The following is a 14,967-nucleotide window of genomic DNA, read 5'->3' as shown; positions in this document are numbered from 1 at the left end:
GCCCGGCCGGGCCACCCCGCGACCGGCCGGGCGCGATCAGTTCTCGAACCGGTACACCGCGTAGGCGGTGCGGATGACCGGCTGTGCGACGTTGCGAACCCGCACACCGCCCGGGGTCGTGCCGCGCTCGCACCCCGCGTGCGCGTGCCCGTGCACCGCGAGATCGAGGTGGAACTCGTCGATCGGCTCGCCCAGCAGATACGACCCGAGGAACGGATAGATCTCGGCGGGCTCGCCGCGCAGGGTGTCGCTGATCGGCGAATAGTGCAGCAGCGCCACGCGGACGTCGGCACCGTCGAGCTCGGCGACGGCGCCACGGAACCTGTCGGCGAGTTCCACGGTGTGTCCGGCGAACTGCTTCATCTCCGGCTCACCGAACGCGCTCGCGCACTTGCCCGCGAAACCCCCGCCGAACCCCTTGGTTCCCGCCACGCCGAGCCGGGCCCCGTCGACGTCGAGGACGGCCGACTCCCCCTCGAGCACGACGATGCCCCGGTCGCGCAGCAGCTCGGTGATCTCGTCCTGGGCGTCGCTGTGGTAGTCGTGGTTGCCGAGCACACCGACGACAGGCACCGGCAGATCGCCGAACTCGTCGGCGACGACACGCGCCTCGTCGGCGGTGCCGTGCCGAGTGAGGTCACCGGCGAGCAGCAGCACATCGGCGTGCTCGTGCAGGTGTTCGAGAGCGGGCCGCAGATGCCCGCGGGCGTCCTCGGCCAGGTGTACGTCTCCGACGGCAGCAATCCTCATCGCAGTTCCTCCACCGAAGTTCCGGGGTCGCGCGAGTCGACCACGTGCACGTCGTTGTGGACGGTGACGCCCGGCAACTGTTCCTGCACCACCACGGTCAGCGCGTCACGACGCGCGGCGCTGGCGACCTCGCCGGTCAGGTAGACGTCGGTGCCGCGGATCGTGACACGCACGCCCTGTTCGGCGGTGCGGGGGTCCTCGGCCAGGGCGCGGTGCAGGTGCGCCACCACGTACTGCGGGTGCTCCGGGTGTTCGTGACTCATCGTCGGGCCTCCGGGTCGGGTTCGATGATGCCCAGATCGGCGAGCAGGCCGAGGAAGGCGCGGGCATACGGCGACGCGGCCGTCGCGGTGGCCACCTGCCCCCAGTCCACCTGCTCGCGCAGGGCGCGGGCGATACGCAGCAACGGCGCGAAGTCGCAGCGGTGGGCGTCGAGCACGTTGAGCTTGTCGCTCATCAGGTCGGTGCCGCTGATCACCGGCGCCGCGGTCGGACCGATGCGCATCCACTGTGCGCGGGCGAGCATCGAATCGTCGACGTCCCGGTCGTTGGGCCGGAAGATCAGGTCCACGAGGTGATCACCCTCGTAGACCTTGCTCAGCCAGTTCTCGGGCGGGTCGACGGGACGCATGCCGGCGGCGACGAGCGCCTCCCGCGCGGCGTCCACATCGTGCGGGCGGACGAACAGGTCCACGTCGTGGTCGGACGCCGGGCCACCACGGGCGTACACCGCGCAGCCGCCGCCGACGGCGAACCGCACCCCGGCCTCACCGAGGGTGTTCACCGCCTTTGTCAGCACCTGCAGCAGCTGCCTCTCCTTGACCGACTCGTCCGACGAGCCCGCAGCGCCGGACGGCGCGGCATCGAGACCGTGAGGATGTGCGTTGGTCATGGGTGGCGGGTACCCGCGCGCCCGGGGCTCACACCTGGCCGGGCACCTGCCCCGTCACGAAGCCGAATCGCTCGGCGAGCTCGGAGCGGGTGCGGTCGGCGTCGGTGTGCAGCACACCGGCGATGCCGATCCGCGCCGCTCCGTCGAGGTTCTGCTGCAGGTCGTCGATCATGACGGCCTGTTCGGGGGCGACCCCCAGGCGCTCGCACGCGAGGGCGTAGATCCGGCGTGACGGCTTACGGATGCCGACCTCGGCGGAGATCACCACCTCGTCCGCGAGTGCGGTCAGCTCGAAGCCCGCGTAGCAGTCCCGTCCGAAGGCGTTGGACACCAGCGCCACCGGCACGCCGGCGGCCCGCAGATCGTCGAGGAGGGCCACCGTCCGGTCGTCGCGCCGCAGCCCGGCCTGCATCCGGGCGGCGAGTCCTTCCGCGGTCACGGCAGCTCCGTGGGCGCGGAGCCGTCCGGCGAAGCCCTGCTCGAACTCCTCCGCGTCGATGCGCCCCGACTCGTGGTCGGCGAGCAGCCGTCGCGAGTCCGGGTCGCCGCCGAGCAGCCGCAGCGGCAGTCCCGGATCGCAGAGTGCCGCGCCGAACTGCTCGAACGCGGCGAACACGCTCGTGGTGAGCACGCCACCGAAGTCGACGAGGACGGCCGAGCGCTCGGGCGCGGCGCGGTTCATCGATCCCGCCCTTCTGAGCGTCCGGCACCGACGGCCGCGGCGCGCTCGGTGTGGAACCGCACCATGCCTTCCTGCGCGACGGCGGCGACCAGTCGTCCGGTCGTGTCGAAGATCTGTCCCTGGATCAGGGCGCGTCCCGAATCGGACGACGGCGACACCTGATCGAACAGCAGCCATTCGTCCACCCGGAACGGCCGCAGGAACCACACCGCGTGGTCGAGCGACGCCCCCTGGATCGGGCGTTCGGGATGCGGCAGGACGGCGATGTCGAGCAGCGCCATGTCGCTGCAGTAGGTCAGGGCACAGGCGTGCAGGACCGGGTCGTCGGGCAGCGGGCTGCGGTGCCGGATCCACAGCCGCCGGCGCGCCGGCGCGTCGGGTGTGGCCTCGTCCGCCGGGAGCCAGCGACGTTCCCAGTCGTCCCACTCCGGGAAGTCGTACCACGCGGCCCACGGGCGCCCGTTCTCCGTGACCTCCTCCGGTCCGGTCGTGGGCGGCATGGCCGCCTGGTGGGTGTGCCCGTCGTCGCCGCGGTGGAAGGAGGCGGTCAGGGTGAACACCGTCTCGCCGTCCTGGACCGCGGTGACGTAGCGGGTGCGGAAGCTGCCGCCGTCCCGCACGGCGTCCACGTGGTAGTCGGCGGGCTCGAGCGGCCGGCCGGGGCGCAGGAAGTGGCCGTGCACCGAGTGCACGCCGAACTCCTGCGGCACAGTCCGTGCCGCCGCGGCGAGCGCCTGCCCCGCGACCTGACCGCCGAACGTGCGCTCCATCTCGGTCGGCACCGGGGCGGCGCGGAACGTCGCCGGGGCGATCTCGCGCAGGCGCAGGATCTCGTCGATGCTCGGCACGTGTCTCCTCCTCGGGTCAGGACGATGCGACCCTGCGCATCTCGCGGCGCAGGATCTTCCCGCTGGTGGTCTTGGGCAGCTCGTCGAGGATCTCGACCGACCGGGGTGCCTTGTAGGCGGCCAGCCGCTCGCGGCACCAGGTCACCAGTTCGTCCGGGTCGACCTGCTGGTCCGGGCGCAGGCTCACGAACGCGGCGACCGACTCGCCGCGGTAGGAGTCGGGCACGCCGACGACCGCGGCCTCCCGGACCGCCGGATGCCGGTAGAGCACGTCCTCGACCTCGCGGGGCCAGACCTTGAACCCGGAGGCGTTGATCATGTCCTTCTTGCGGTCGACGACGTACACCCAGCCCTGTGCGTCCATGAAGCCGACGTCACCGGTCAGCAACCGTCCGCCCGGAATGGACTGGGCAGTGGCCTCGGGCAGATTCCAGTAGGCGGGGACGACCATCGGCCCCTCGACGGCGATCTCCCCGACCTCCCCCGGTCCGAGGTCCTTGCCGTCCTCGTCGACGATGCGCACCGTCGCGGTGGGCAGCGGCAGACCGATGGACAGTGTGCCCGAGTCCGGATCCACCGGTGCCTCGCGACCGGAGGGCACGACGACGCAGGGCGCGCTGGTCTCCGTCAGGCCGTAACCGTTGCGGATGTAGAGGCCGGTCCGCTCACGGAAGCGTTCGACGATGGCCGGCGGCAGCGGTGCGCCACCGGAATTGAGGGTCAGCAGCGACTCGAACGCGTCCGAGGAGAACGACGGATGCGCCAGCAGCGCCATGAACGCGGTCGACGGGCCGACCATGAACGCGGGCCGCTCCCGCTTCAGGACGTCGAGCACCACCCCGGCGTCGAAGCGGTAGGCCAGGACCAGCGGACCGGCCAGATCCACCGCCGTGAGCAGCTGCACGACCATCCCGGTGATGTGGAACAGCGGCGCGAGCGCGAAGATCGGCGAACCCGCCGGGATCTCGTCGTACAGACGCAGCAGAACGCAGTTGACGGTGAGGTTCGCGTGGGTGTTGGTGGCGCCCTTGGGCAGTCCGCTCGTCCCGGAGGTGTAGGAGACGAGCGCGATGTCGTCGGGGACCAGGCCCGGGTCGGGGACGGGGCGGCCGGCCCACTCGCGGGCGACCTCGAGCAGGTCGGGGACACCCGGGGTCCGGCGGCGCTCGACACCGGTGAAGAGCCGCTCGTCGTTCGAGGTCTGCAGGTCCAGCTCGCTCGCCGTCAACGCGATCGTCACGCCCGCCCCGGTGGCCCGCTCGGCCACCCGGTCCGCCCACGCCTGTTCACCGCACACGACGGCGACGACGCCTGCGTCGGTGAGGATGTGGTCGAGCTCGTCCTTGTACATCGGGTTCAGCGGCACCACCGCGCCGCCGGCCTTCCACGCACCGAACAGCGCGAGGACGAACTGCGGCACGTTCTGCAGGTACACGGCGAGCCGGTCACCCTTGCGGAATCCCTGCGCGAGCAGGTACGCCGCCACCCCGTCGCTGAGCTCGTCGACCTCCCGATACGTCAGCGTCGCACCGAGATACGTGATCGCCGGCCCGTCCGGCGCCGTGGCGACGGCGTCCGCGAACACCTCGAGGGCGGTCCGCCGAGGGACGGGCCCGGCCTCGGCTACGCGGGGATCGTACTGCGCCATCCAGGGCCTGTCGTCGTACCAGCTCATCGTCGCGACACCTGTCCTCTCGTGTGTTGTTGCAGCGCAGTCGAGTTCATGCAACCGGAAGGTCGACGAGCTCGGCCAGGCGGGCCCGGTGCCGGGACGGGACGCCGAGCGCGAGCTGATCGGCCTTGGCCCGCTTGAGGTAGAGGTGCGCCGGGTACTCCCAGGTCATTCCGATGCCGCCGTGCAACTGGATGCACTCCTCGGCGGCGTGCACCGCGACGTCGCTGCAGTACGACTGGGCGACGGCGGTCGCGATCGCGGTGTCGTCGTCGCCGCGCGCGTACGCGTCGGCTGCGTACCGGGCGGCCGACTGCGCCGCGCCCACCTCGAGCCACAGGTCGGCGAGCCGGTGCTTGATCGCCTGGTACGAGCCGACGGCGCGACCGAACTGGCGGCGCTCCTTGACGTAGGCGACGGTCGTCTCGAGGCACCACTGGGCCACCCCGAGCTGCTCGGAGGCGAGCAGCACCGCCCCGCACCGGAGCGCCTCGGCCACCGCCGCTGCCGCGTCGCCGTCGTCGACGCGGGTGGAGGCGGCCCCGGTGAACTCGATGTCGGCGATCGGCCGGGTCATGTCCAGGGACAGCACGGGGGTCACGGTGACGCCGGCGGCGTCCGACCGGACGGTGTGCAGTTCGAGGCCGTCGGCGCCCGCGACGGGGACGACGAGCACGTCGGCCTCGTGTGCTCCGGCAACGCTGGTGACCCGGCCGGTCAGGCCGTCGCCGGTGCGACGCACCCCGGTGATCGCGGCGTCCGGCCCCGTCGACAGCGGGACCGCGAGGGCGCCGGTGACGGCACCGGCCGCCAGGTCCGGCACGGTCCCGGTGTCGCCGGCACGCAGCAGCGCGACGGTGGCGAGCACCGCGCTCGACAGATACGGCACCGGGGCGGCGGCCCGGCCGATCTCCTCCATGACGACCGCGGCCTCGCGGGTGCTCGCGCCGGCGCCGCCGAGAGATTCGGGGACCAGCAGTCCGGCCAGTCCGAGTTCGGCGGCCACGGTCTTCCACACGCCCGAGAAGTCAGCGGGCGCAGCGTCGTACGCGGTCGTCACGACGGACGCAGGGCAGCGTTCGGTGAGCATGCGACGGACGCTGTCGCGCAGGGCGTCCTCGGTGTCGGAGTACAGCAGGTCGGTCATCGCGCCATGTCCTTCCACGGAATGTCCTTGTCCACACGGTGTTCCGGCGGCAGCCCGAGCACCCGCTCGGCGACGACGTTGCGCAGGATCTCCGACGTGCCGCCCTCGATCGAGTTGCCCTTGGCGCGCAGGTACCGGTATCCGGGTTCGCGGCCGGTGAAGTCCACCGATTCGGGCCGGCGCAGGGTCCAGTCGTCGTAGCGCAGGCCCTGCTCGCCGTGCAGTTCCACCTCGAAGCCGGAGATCGTCTGGGCGAGCCGGGCGAACGCGAGTTTCATGCCGGAGCCCTCCGGGCCGGGCTGGCCCGCGGCGAGTTGCTGACGCAGGCGTTCCCCGGTCAACCGGGTCACCTCTGCCTCGACCCACAGCCGCATCAGCTCGTCGTGCCGCGCCGGGTCGCGCACCTCGGGGCGCTCGCGCCAGGCCTCGGTGACCTTGCCGATCATGCCGCCCTCGCGGGGTGCGCCGGAGCCGATCGCGACGCGTTCGTTGTTGAGGGTGGTGGTGGCGACGCGCCAGCCCTGCCCTTCGTCGCCGAGCCGGTCGGCATCGGGTACCCGCACTCCGGTGAGGAACACCTCGTTGAACTCGGCCTCACCGGTGATCTGCCGCAGCGGCCGCACGTCGACGCCGGGATCGTTCATGTCGAGCAGGAAGTACGTCAGCCCTGCGTGTTTGGGCACGGACGGATCGGTGCGGGCCACCAGGATCGCCATCTGCGCGTTCTGTGCGCCGGAGGTCCACACCTTCTGGCCGTCGACGATCCAGTCGGCACCGTCGCGGACGGCGCGGGTCGCGACGGCGGCCAGGTCGGAGCCGGCGCCGGGCTCGCTGAACAGCTGGCAGTAGATGTGCTGTCCGGTGTAGATCGGGCGCAGGAACCGGCTCTTCTGCTCCTCGGTGCCGAAGGCGGCAATGGTGGGGGCGGCCATGCCCAGGCCGATGCCGTTGCGGCCGGCGGCGGGCCGGGGCGCGCCGGCGGCGGCCAGTTCGGCCTCGACCTGCGCCTGATGGCTCTGCGGCAGGCCGAGACCGCCGTGGCCCGGCGGGAAGTGCACCCAGGCGAGACCGGCGTCGAATCGTGCACCGAGGAAGTCCTCGGACTGGGTCGTGCGCGGATCATGTTCGGACAGAAGCGTCTTCACACGCGCGGAGAGGTCGCGTGCGGTCGTCTGCTCGTCGGGGGACATCGTCGTCTCCTGCGTGTCGAGGGGTCGGGGCGTCAGATGCCGGCGTCGTCGGCGATCTCGCGGGCCTTGTGGACCAGGGCGTCGATGCGTTCGATCGTGGGAGTGCCGGCCGCGGCCTTGTTCTGCGGTTCGTCGAGCGCGCGACGCATCACGCCTTCCGCGATCACTGCCACCTTCCACAATCCGAGCGCGTGCCAGAACTGCAGTGCCGCCGGGTCGCGGCCCGTCTCGTCCAGGTAGACGGCGGCGAGTTCGGCGCGGCTGGGGAAGCCCTCGAGGGTGGAGGCGGGGAAGTCGCCGCCGGTGTCCTCCCCGGGCTCGGGCCAGTAGGCGAACAGCGACCCGACGTCGGCGAGCGGGTCGCCGACGGTGGACAGCTCCCAGTCCAGCGCCGCGACGACGTCACCGCCGTCGTACGAGGTGATGACGTTGCGGAGGTGGAAATCGCCGTGCACCAGGGTGGTTTCGTGCTGCGGGGGCACCGCGGCCAGGAGCCGGCGGGTCAGGTCGTCGAGTTCGGGCAGCTCGCGGGTCTTCGACTTCTCCCACTGTCCGGCCCAGCGGTGCAACTGCCGCTCGGCATACGGTTTGGGGCGGGCCAGGGCGGCGAGGCCCGTGCTGTCGAGGTCCACGGCATGGATGCGGCCGAGCGTCCGCGCGAGCGACAACCCGATCCGGCGGCGGCGCTCCGGCGTCAGGGATTCGGCGACGGACATCCGGTCCACCACCTGTCCGTCGACGTACTCCATGAGCACCATCGGCACGTCGCTGATCGCCGGATCGTCGGTGAGCCCGAACACGGTCGGTGTCGGCACGTCGGTGGACTCGAGTGCCGAGAGGATGCGGGCCTCGCGCGCGACGTCGTGCGCGGACGCCAGCAGATGCCCGAGCGGTGGTCGCCGCAGCACCCACCGGCGCCCGTCGCCGTCCTGCACGAGGTAGGTCAGGTTCGACTGCCCGAGGCCGATGCGATCGAAGGTCAGCGGTGCGGTGTGCTCGATGCCGAGATCGCCCAGCCAGCGCTGGATCGCGTCCGGGTCGATGCCGACGGTTTCACGCAGTGGCATGGGCACTCCCGGGCAGTGCGGCGAACTCGGGGGCGCGCCGCTCGAGGTGGCTGGCGACGCCCTCGGCGACGTCGGGACCGCGGAAGGCTTCGACCATCAGGCGGTCCGCGCCGGCCACGGCGTCCGGGTAGGACCGGTCTGCGTCGTCGCGCAGTTGCGTCTTGATCGTCGCCATCGACCGCGGTGAGCAGTGGACAGCGAGGTCGGTCGCGTACGCGACGGCCGCGTCGACCACGCTGCCGGTGGTGACCAGGTGGTCGAGCAGGCCGATCCGGTGGGCCTCGCCGGCGTCGATCATGCGGCTCGACAGCAGCAGGTCCGCGGCGCGGCTGTGGCCGACGACGCGGGGCAGCAGCCAGGTGACGCCGTATTCGGCGATGAGTCCGCGGCGCGCGAACGCGGTGGTGAAGCGGGTGGTCGCGTCGCCGAAGCGGACGTCGCAGTAGAGGGCCTCGACCAGGCCGAGTCCCGCGACGGGGCCGCGGATCGCGGCGACGATCGGCTTGCGGACGCGCAGCGGGAAGTCGCGCGGGCGCGGGCGCACCAGGTCGTCGTCCGTGGCGTCGGCGACGTGGCGCAGGTCGTCGAGGTCGGCACCGGAGCAGAATCCGCGGCCGGCGCCGGTGACGACGACGGCCCGGACCTGCGGGTCGTCGTCCGCCTGCTCGAGCAGGTCGAAGTAGCGGTCCTCGAGGGCGTTGCTCCAGGCGTTGAGCTTGACCGGCCGGTTGAGGGTGAGCAGGACGACCGGTCCGCGCCGCTCGGCGAGGACCAGGTCGTCGGTGGTGGCCACGCCGCGGGTCGTCGCGGCGGGTGCGTCGGTCATCCGGTGCTCCTTCACAGCAGGGAGTCACATAACTTGACGTCAGATTCAAGTTGCTGAGCGCTTGCATAGTGTGCGCCGGGGACGGTGTGATGTCAATCGCTTCCGGCAGCCCCGTGTGACCGGGAACCCGGGTCAGGACCCGACGCTGCGGCGCGGCGCGTGGACGGCGAGGACGGCCGTGTCGTCCTCCACCCCGGTGCCGAGGGTGTCGAGGAGGTCGCGGACGGCGGCGACGGCCTCCGCGGCGGTGACCGGACCCAGCCTCCGGGCGAAGTCGAGCAGAGCCTGCTCGCCGAAGCGCTCGTCGGCGCCCGGAGCGGTGCGGGCCTCGGTGAGACCGTCGGTGTAGAGCACCAGGGTGTCCCCGGGATCCAGCCGGACGACGGCGCTGGCGATGTGGGCCCGCGGCAGCAACCCGATGAGCTGACCACCCGGAATGGGCACGTAGTCGGCGCTGCCGTCGGCGCGCAGCAACAGAGCCGGCGGGTGCCCACCCGACGCCAGGGTGACGCGGAAGCTACCCGGCGACGCGTCGGGGGTGAGCATCCCGAACACGACGGTGCAGAACCGCGGATCGTGCATGCGGTACCGATCGACGAGGACGGTGTTCAGGTCGGCCAGGACCGCCGCCGGGCCGGAGGCGTAGACGGCCGCGGCACGCACGGTGTAGCGCGCGACGGAGGTCATCACCGCCGCGGCCGCCCCCTTACCGCACACGTCGCCGAGGAACAGGCCCCAGGTGCCGGCACCGAGCGGGAACAGGTCGTAGAAGTCGCCGCCGACCTCGTCCGGAGAGGCGATGTGGTAGTGCGCGGCGACATCGAGACCGGGCACCTCGGGCAGGTCGGGTGGCAGCAACGTCGCCTGGAGGGTGCGGGTCAGCCGCTGCAGGCGTCGTCGTTCGTCCTCGGCCTCCCGGCGAGCGCGCAGCAGTTCGGTCTCGTACGCCCGGCGCTCCCGGGCGTCGAAGACGGTGGTGCGGATCAGCAGGGGCTGCCCGCCGCTGTCGTACCGGACCACCGACGTGACCAGGACGGGCAGGCGGGTGCCGTCGGCCGCCCTCAATTCCAGTGCGATGCCGCTGATTTCCCCCTGCATGCGCAGCAGCGGGGCGAAGTGGGTCTCGTGGTAGAGGCGGCCACCGACCGTGAGCAGGTCGGAGAAGTACCGCCGGCCCACCACGTCGTCGCGCCGGAGTCCCAGCCACTGCAGCAGAGTCGCGTTGATCTTCGCGATCCGCCCGTCCGGCAGGGTGGACAGGTAGCCGCAGGGCGCGTTCTCGTACAGGCTCTCGGCGCTGTCCTCGGCCAGCGCGGCGCGCATCTCGCGATCCTCGCCCGCCGTCGCCCCGGCGCCCGGGTTCCGGCCGTCGTCCGTCTCCCGGGCCGGGATCATCAGCCCACCGAACCAGCGAAGGCGGCGATCGTGGCCACGGTCTCGTCCGGGGCACTGAGCTGCGGGCAGTGCCCCGTGGCGTCCAACGTCACCAACTGGCTTCCCGGAATCTGCGCGTGGACGAACGCACCCACCTCCGGCGGGGCGATCGCGTCGCGGGAGCACTGGGCCACCACGGTCGGAACACTCACGTTCGCCAGGTCCGCCCGGTTGTCGGAGAGGAAGGTCACGCGGGCGAAGACCCGGGCGATGGCCGGATCGGTGCGGCAGAAGGCGGCGGTCAGTTCCTCGCCGAGTTCGGGACGTTCCGGATTGCCCATGATGGCGGGCGCCATCGCACCCGACCAGCCCAGGTAGTTCGCCTCCAGCGACTCGAGCAGCTCGTCGATGTCGGCGACGCTGAACCCGCCCCGATATCCGGTGGACGGATCGTCGACGAAGCACGGCGACGGGGCGAGCAGCACCAGCCCGGCGAACGCGCCGGGGTCGCGCGCGGCGGCGAGCACCCCCATCATCGCGCTCACCGAATGCCCGACGAAGACGACCGGTCCGAGATCCAGCGTCCGGCACACCGCCAGCACGTCGTCGGCGTAGCCGTCGAGATCCGAGTACCGCTCCGCGCTCCACGCCGACAGATCCGATCGGCCCGCGCCCACGTGGTCGAACAGCACCACGGTGAAGTCGCGTTCCAAGGCCGGCACCACCAGTCGCCACAGGTTCTGGTCGCAACCGAACCCGTGTGCCAGCACCACGACGGGCGCGCCGGCCCGGCCGGTGACGCGTACGTGGTTTCTGGTGAGGACATTCACGGGCCTCATACTCGCACGGTCGCCGAGATCCCATCCCCGTGGACGGCGTTCCGGAACTTTCGGCCCGCCCGGCACGGCACGCACCGATCGGTGCGCGGGGCGGGTAGGCATGAAGGATCCGCACACACGACTTTCCACCGAGAGCAGAGCGCGATGGCCCAGTCGAATGCCGCGAGCGAGCCGATCGGGATCGACGCCGCGCGCGTCACCGCGTGGTTCGTCGAGAACCTCCCGGCGGTCGCACCGCCGCTGCACTTCGAACTGATCACCGGAGGCCGGTCCAATCTGACCTACCGGGTCCGTGACGACGCGGGGACGCGGTGGGTCCTGCGCCGGCCGCCGACCGGGACGCTGCTCTCCTCCGCCCACGACGTCGTGCGGGAGTGGCGCATCCTCGACCTGCTCGCCGGCGGCCCGGTGCCGGTACCGCCGGTACTGGGCTACTGCACCGACCACGCGGTGACGGGCGCGGACTTCTACGTCATGACGCATGTCGACGGCATCGTCCTCGACGATGCCGAGACGGTCGCCGCGCTCCCCCGGCAGCACCGGCGGGCCGCCTCCTACAGCATCGTGGACACCCTCGCGAAGATCCACGCGGTGGACACCACGACCGGACCGCCGGCGCAGATGCGCAGACCCGGCAGCTACCTCGAGCGCCAGTTGCGGCGCTGGAGCCGTCAGCTCGCCGACGGCGGTGTCGGTCCCGGTCCCGTGTGGGACGTCCACGACCTCCTGGCCCGGAACCTGCCCGCCGAACGGTGGACCGGGTTGGTGCACGGCGACTTCCGGCCGGGCAACCTGCTGATCGGGCCCGACGGTGAGGTCCGGGCGGTTCTCGACTGGGAACTGTGGACCGTCGGCGACGTCATGGCCGACCTCGGGTGGCTCACCGCCACCTGGGCCTCGGCCGACGTGATCGGCTGGGCACCCGATCCCGCCGAGGGTTTCCTCGACGTCGACACGGTCGCCGCGCGGTATGCCGACACGACCGGGCGCGATCTCGACGACCTGCGCTACCACCAGGCCTTCGCGCTGTGGAAGCTCGCCGCCATTGCGGAGGGTGTGGCGGCGAGGTTCCGCGCCGGGACGATGGGCGGTCAGGACATAGACGTCGACGCCCTCGCCCGGCGGCCGGCGCAGCTGGCCGAGATGGCCCGCGAGGCCCTCGCCGGACGGTCCTAGCCCGTTCGCCGGGGGCGGTGGCGCAGCAACTGGGTGAGCCGGTGCGCCTGCCGAAGCAGCAGTTCCCCGAGTTCGGGGCGGCGATCCTCGCGGAAACGGCTCTCGACCCCGGTGATACTCAGCGCCCAGGCCGGTGCGTCCCGATGGTCGAAGACGGCAGCCCCCATCCCCCAGCTTCCCTCCACGAGCAGGGCGGGATTGGTGGAGTAGCCGGCCAGGCGCGTCGCGGCGATCCGTTCCTCCACCGCGTGCCGGGTGTGGTCCGGTCCCCACCCCGCGGTCAGGTCGGTGCGGGACAGGTACTCGTCGATGTCGCGGTCCGAGAGATGGGACAGGATGACCAGGCCCGCGGACGCGACCCCGAGCGGCAGCCGGATGCCGACGTGCAGGACGTGGGAGCGCAGCGGAAAGCTGCCCTCCTCACTGGCGAGGCACACGGTCTCGTCCCCGCGCCGGGCGGACAGGAAGGCGCTCTCACCGGTCTCCCGCGCGAGGTCGCGCAGGACGTCGCGGGCGAGGTCGGTGATGTCGTACCGGCCGGCCGCCAGCGAACCGAGGAGGTAGAGCTCGGGTCCCAGCGACCATCGGCCGGTCTTCGGGTCGCGGTCGACGAGTCCCTCGTCGGCGAGCGAGGTCAGCAGGCGGTGCACCGTCGGCCGTGCGAGGCTCGTCGCCCGCGCGAGGTCGGACGTCGACGATCCGACCGGTTCGTGCCCGGCGATCGCCCGCAGGAGTGCTCCGACCCGCGCGATCACCTGAGGTCTCTGCTCGTCCGTCATGCCCCCAGGATACGTCCACTCAGTGAACGCCAGCCGTAACGACGTTCCGATGGGCGAGCAATCTCGAAAGGGCCTCTGACAAGGTCTTGAAATCTGGGTACCTGGCGTTTGTAGTGGTAAGCGATCGATGTGAGCTCGTCCATTGAGTGAACACATCCTGCACCGGGTCCGGACGGACCGAATTCTCGAGAGGGGTCTTGATGGGAACGAAAGTGTTCGGTACGCCCGCGGCGGCCGTCGCGGACGTGTCCGACGGCGCGACGATCGCCGTCGGCGGGTTCGGGTTGTGCGGCATCCCCGACGCCCTGATCCGCGCGCTGGTCGAGTCCGGCGTCGGCGACCTGGAGGTGTTCTCCAACAACTGCGGCGTCGACGACCACGGCCTGGGCCTGCTGCTCAACGGTCGGCAGATCCGCCGGGTGACCGCCTCCTACGTCGGCGAGAACAAGGAGTTCGCCCGTCAGTACCTCGCCGGTGAGCTCGAGGTCGAGCTCACCCCGCAGGGCACCCTCGCCGAGCGGCTGCGGGCCGGCGGCGCCGGCATCCCCGCCTTCTTCACCCCCGCGGGCGTCGGCACCCCCGTCGCGGACGGCGGACTGCCGTGGCGGTACAACGTCGACGGCTCGGTGGCCGTGGCGTCCCCGCCGAAGGAGACCCGGGCCTTCGGCGACAAGCGGTACGTGATGGAGCAGGGCATCACCGCCGACTTCGCACTGGTGCACGCGGTCAAGGGCGACACCGCGGGCAACCTGATCTTCGACAAGACGGCGATGAACTTCAATCCGCTGGCCGCGATGGCCGGCAAGGTCACCGTCGCGCAGGTCGAGGAACTCGTCGAGCCCGGCGAACTCGATCCCGCCCAGGTGCACCTGCCGGGAATCTTCGTGCAGCGCATCGTCGAAACCGGCCCGCAGGTCAAGCGGATCGAGAAGCGGACAGTTCAGGCCACGGAAGGGGCGGCACGATGACCGGCACCAAAGGATGGACCCGAGATCAGATGGCGGCCCGCGCGGCCGAGGAGATGATCGACGGCGAGTACGTCAATCTCGGCATCGGACTGCCGACGCTCATCCCCGGCCATCTCCCGCCGGACGTGCACGTGACGCTGCACTCGGAGAACGGCATCCTCGGCACCGGCCCCTACCCCACCGAGGAGAACGTCGACCCGGACCTGATCAACGCGGGCAAGGAGACGGTGACCGTCAATCCCGGTGCGGCCTTCTTCGATTCGGCACTGTCGTTCGGGATGATCCGCGGCGGGCACATCGACACCGCCGTGCTCGGCGGCATGCAGGTCTCCCGCACGGGTGACCTGGCCAACTGGATGGTCCCCGGCAAGATGGTCAAGGGCATGGGCGGCGCCATGGACCTGGTGCACGGTGCCAGCCGCGTCATCGTGGTCATGGAACACACCGACCGCGAGGGCAATTCGAAGATCGTCGACACCTGCTCGCTGCCCCTGACCGGTCAGGGTGTCGTCGACCGGATCATCACCGATCTCGCGGTGATCGACGTCGTGGGTGACGGGACCCTCGCGCTGCGCGAACTCGCTCCCGGCGTCACCGTCGACGAGGTCCTCGCGGCCACCGCGGCGCCGCTCGAGGTCCGCATCGACGAGCTCGTCTGAGAACGTAGTCGAATACCACTGCTCGCCAACAGGATCGGAGAAGCCATCGTGACCAGTTCTGTCATCGTCGCCGGAGCCCGGACCCCGATGGGGCGTCT

At 71.4% G+C, this 14,967-nt stretch carries 16 protein-coding genes; 3 read left to right on the top strand and 13 right to left on the bottom strand.

The window, feature by feature from the left end; all coding sequences use genetic code 11:
• Positions 1-36: 36 nt before the first annotated feature.
• The 12 genes from OEY_RS0109895 to OEY_RS0109840 all read right to left on the bottom strand — a co-directional run bounded on the left by OEY_RS0109895 (position 37) and on the right by OEY_RS0109840 (position 11,278).
• The gene (locus OEY_RS0109895; RefSeq protein ID WP_010593725.1) at positions 37-750 is read right to left on the bottom strand and encodes a metallophosphoesterase family protein; all 714 of its coding nucleotides are present in this window, start codon (positions 748-750) and stop codon (positions 37-39) included.
• The gene (locus OEY_RS30260) at positions 747-1,013 is read right to left on the bottom strand and encodes a BON domain-containing protein (protein WP_029539982.1); all 267 of its coding nucleotides are present in this window, start codon (positions 1,011-1,013) and stop codon (positions 747-749) included. Before OEY_RS30260 ends, OEY_RS0109895 begins: the two co-directional genes overlap by 4 nt.
• Positions 1,010-1,642, bottom strand: a complete 633-nt coding sequence (locus OEY_RS30255; protein ID WP_029539981.1) for a nucleotidyltransferase — start codon at positions 1,640-1,642, stop codon at positions 1,010-1,012. The genes OEY_RS30260 and OEY_RS30255 overlap by 4 nt, the downstream gene beginning before the upstream one ends.
• A gap of 28 nt (positions 1,643-1,670) precedes the next feature.
• Entirely contained in the window at positions 1,671-2,324 is a 654-nt protein-coding gene (locus OEY_RS0109880; RefSeq protein WP_010593724.1) for an HAD family hydrolase, read from the bottom strand.
• The gene (locus tag OEY_RS0109875; RefSeq protein WP_010593723.1) at positions 2,321-3,172 is read right to left on the bottom strand and encodes an acyl-CoA thioesterase; all 852 of its coding nucleotides are present in this window, start codon (positions 3,170-3,172) and stop codon (positions 2,321-2,323) included. Before OEY_RS0109875 ends, OEY_RS0109880 begins: the two co-directional genes overlap by 4 nt.
• Before the next feature lie 16 nt (positions 3,173-3,188).
• The gene (locus OEY_RS0109870; RefSeq protein ID WP_010593722.1) at positions 3,189-4,847 is read right to left on the bottom strand and encodes an AMP-binding protein; all 1,659 of its coding nucleotides are present in this window, start codon (positions 4,845-4,847) and stop codon (positions 3,189-3,191) included.
• A gap of 46 nt (positions 4,848-4,893) precedes the next feature.
• The gene (locus OEY_RS0109865; protein ID WP_010593721.1) at positions 4,894-5,991 is read right to left on the bottom strand and encodes an acyl-CoA dehydrogenase family protein; all 1,098 of its coding nucleotides are present in this window, start codon (positions 5,989-5,991) and stop codon (positions 4,894-4,896) included.
• Positions 5,988-7,181: an acyl-CoA dehydrogenase family protein gene (locus OEY_RS0109860; protein ID WP_010593720.1), complete on the bottom strand. Its 1,194-nt coding sequence runs from the start codon at positions 7,179-7,181 to the stop codon at positions 5,988-5,990. Before OEY_RS0109860 ends, OEY_RS0109865 begins: the two co-directional genes overlap by 4 nt.
• Positions 7,182-7,213: 32 nt before the next feature.
• Positions 7,214-8,248 carry a phosphotransferase family protein gene (locus OEY_RS0109855; RefSeq protein ID WP_010593719.1) on the bottom strand — a complete coding sequence of 345 codons (1,035 nt, stop codon included), beginning with the start codon at positions 8,246-8,248 and terminating at the stop codon, positions 7,214-7,216.
• Positions 8,235-9,074 carry an enoyl-CoA hydratase-related protein gene (locus tag OEY_RS0109850; protein ID WP_010593718.1) on the bottom strand — a complete coding sequence of 280 codons (840 nt, stop codon included), beginning with the start codon at positions 9,072-9,074 and terminating at the stop codon, positions 8,235-8,237. Before OEY_RS0109850 ends, OEY_RS0109855 begins: the two co-directional genes overlap by 14 nt.
• 132 nt (positions 9,075-9,206) lie before the next feature.
• Positions 9,207-10,469, bottom strand: a complete 1,263-nt coding sequence (locus OEY_RS0109845; RefSeq protein WP_010593717.1) for a SpoIIE family protein phosphatase — start codon at positions 10,467-10,469, stop codon at positions 9,207-9,209.
• On the bottom strand, positions 10,469-11,278 hold the full coding sequence (locus OEY_RS0109840) for an alpha/beta fold hydrolase (protein ID WP_010593716.1): 810 nt from the start codon (positions 11,276-11,278) through the stop codon (positions 10,469-10,471). Before OEY_RS0109840 ends, OEY_RS0109845 begins: the two co-directional genes overlap by 1 nt.
• A gap of 153 nt (positions 11,279-11,431) precedes the next feature.
• Between OEY_RS0109840 and OEY_RS28250 the strand changes: the two genes are divergently transcribed.
• On the top strand, positions 11,432-12,463 hold the full coding sequence (locus OEY_RS28250) for a phosphotransferase family protein (RefSeq protein ID WP_010593715.1): 1,032 nt from the start codon (positions 11,432-11,434) through the stop codon (positions 12,461-12,463).
• On the opposite strand, the gene OEY_RS0109825 is transcribed toward OEY_RS28250, so the two are convergent.
• Entirely contained in the window at positions 12,460-13,242 is a 783-nt protein-coding gene (locus tag OEY_RS0109825; RefSeq protein ID WP_026138139.1) for an IclR family transcriptional regulator, read from the bottom strand. The two genes, OEY_RS28250 and OEY_RS0109825, sit on opposite strands and share 4 nt — an antisense overlap.
• A gap of 200 nt (positions 13,243-13,442) precedes the next feature.
• Between OEY_RS0109825 and OEY_RS0109820 the strand changes: the two genes are divergently transcribed.
• Positions 13,443-14,210, top strand: coding sequence for a CoA transferase subunit A (locus OEY_RS0109820; protein WP_010593713.1), 768 nt, complete (start codon positions 13,443-13,445; stop codon positions 14,208-14,210).
• Complete coding sequence (locus tag OEY_RS0109815; RefSeq protein WP_003938908.1) at positions 14,207-14,869, top strand: CoA transferase subunit B; 663 nt, start codon at positions 14,207-14,209, stop codon at positions 14,867-14,869. Before OEY_RS0109820 ends, OEY_RS0109815 begins: the two co-directional genes overlap by 4 nt.
• The last annotated feature ends 98 nt before the right edge of the window (positions 14,870-14,967 follow it).

The organism is Rhodococcus sp. P14 (assembly GCF_000256505.1).
Classification (GTDB): domain Bacteria; phylum Actinomycetota; class Actinomycetes; order Mycobacteriales; family Mycobacteriaceae; genus Rhodococcus; species Rhodococcus ruber.
This window is presented reverse-complemented; position numbering and strand designations above follow the sequence as displayed.

Bases quoted from the DNA above. Each gene is read 5' to 3' on its own strand.
- OEY_RS0109895 (WP_010593725.1), bottom strand. From the start codon at position 750: ATGAGGATTGCTGCCGTCGGAGACGTACACCTGGCCGAGGACGCCCGC.
- OEY_RS30260 (WP_029539982.1), bottom strand. From the start codon at position 1,013: ATGAGTCACGAACACCCGGAGCACCCGCAGTACGTGGTGGCGCACCTG.
- OEY_RS30255 (WP_029539981.1), bottom strand. From the start codon at position 1,642: ATGACCAACGCACATCCTCACGGTCTCGATGCCGCGCCGTCCGGCGCT.
- OEY_RS0109880 (WP_010593724.1), bottom strand. From the start codon at position 2,324: ATGAACCGCGCCGCGCCCGAGCGCTCGGCCGTCCTCGTCGACTTCGGT.
- OEY_RS0109870 (WP_010593722.1), bottom strand. From the start codon at position 4,847: ATGAGCTGGTACGACGACAGGCCCTGGATGGCGCAGTACGATCCCCGC.
- OEY_RS0109865 (WP_010593721.1), bottom strand. From the start codon at position 5,991: ATGACCGACCTGCTGTACTCCGACACCGAGGACGCCCTGCGCGACAGC.
- OEY_RS0109860 (WP_010593720.1), bottom strand. From the start codon at position 7,181: ATGTCCCCCGACGAGCAGACGACCGCACGCGACCTCTCCGCGCGTGTG.
- OEY_RS0109855 (WP_010593719.1), bottom strand. From the start codon at position 8,248: ATGCCACTGCGTGAAACCGTCGGCATCGACCCGGACGCGATCCAGCGC.
- OEY_RS0109850 (WP_010593718.1), bottom strand. From the start codon at position 9,074: ATGACCGACGCACCCGCCGCGACGACCCGCGGCGTGGCCACCACCGAC.
- OEY_RS0109845 (WP_010593717.1), bottom strand. From the start codon at position 10,469: ATGATCCCGGCCCGGGAGACGGACGACGGCCGGAACCCGGGCGCCGGG.
- OEY_RS28250 (WP_010593715.1), top strand. From the start codon at position 11,432: ATGGCCCAGTCGAATGCCGCGAGCGAGCCGATCGGGATCGACGCCGCG.
- OEY_RS0109825 (WP_026138139.1), bottom strand. From the start codon at position 13,242: ATGACGGACGAGCAGAGACCTCAGGTGATCGCGCGGGTCGGAGCACTC.
- OEY_RS0109820 (WP_010593713.1), top strand. From the start codon at position 13,443: ATGGGAACGAAAGTGTTCGGTACGCCCGCGGCGGCCGTCGCGGACGTG.
- OEY_RS0109815 (WP_003938908.1), top strand. From the start codon at position 14,207: ATGACCGGCACCAAAGGATGGACCCGAGATCAGATGGCGGCCCGCGCG.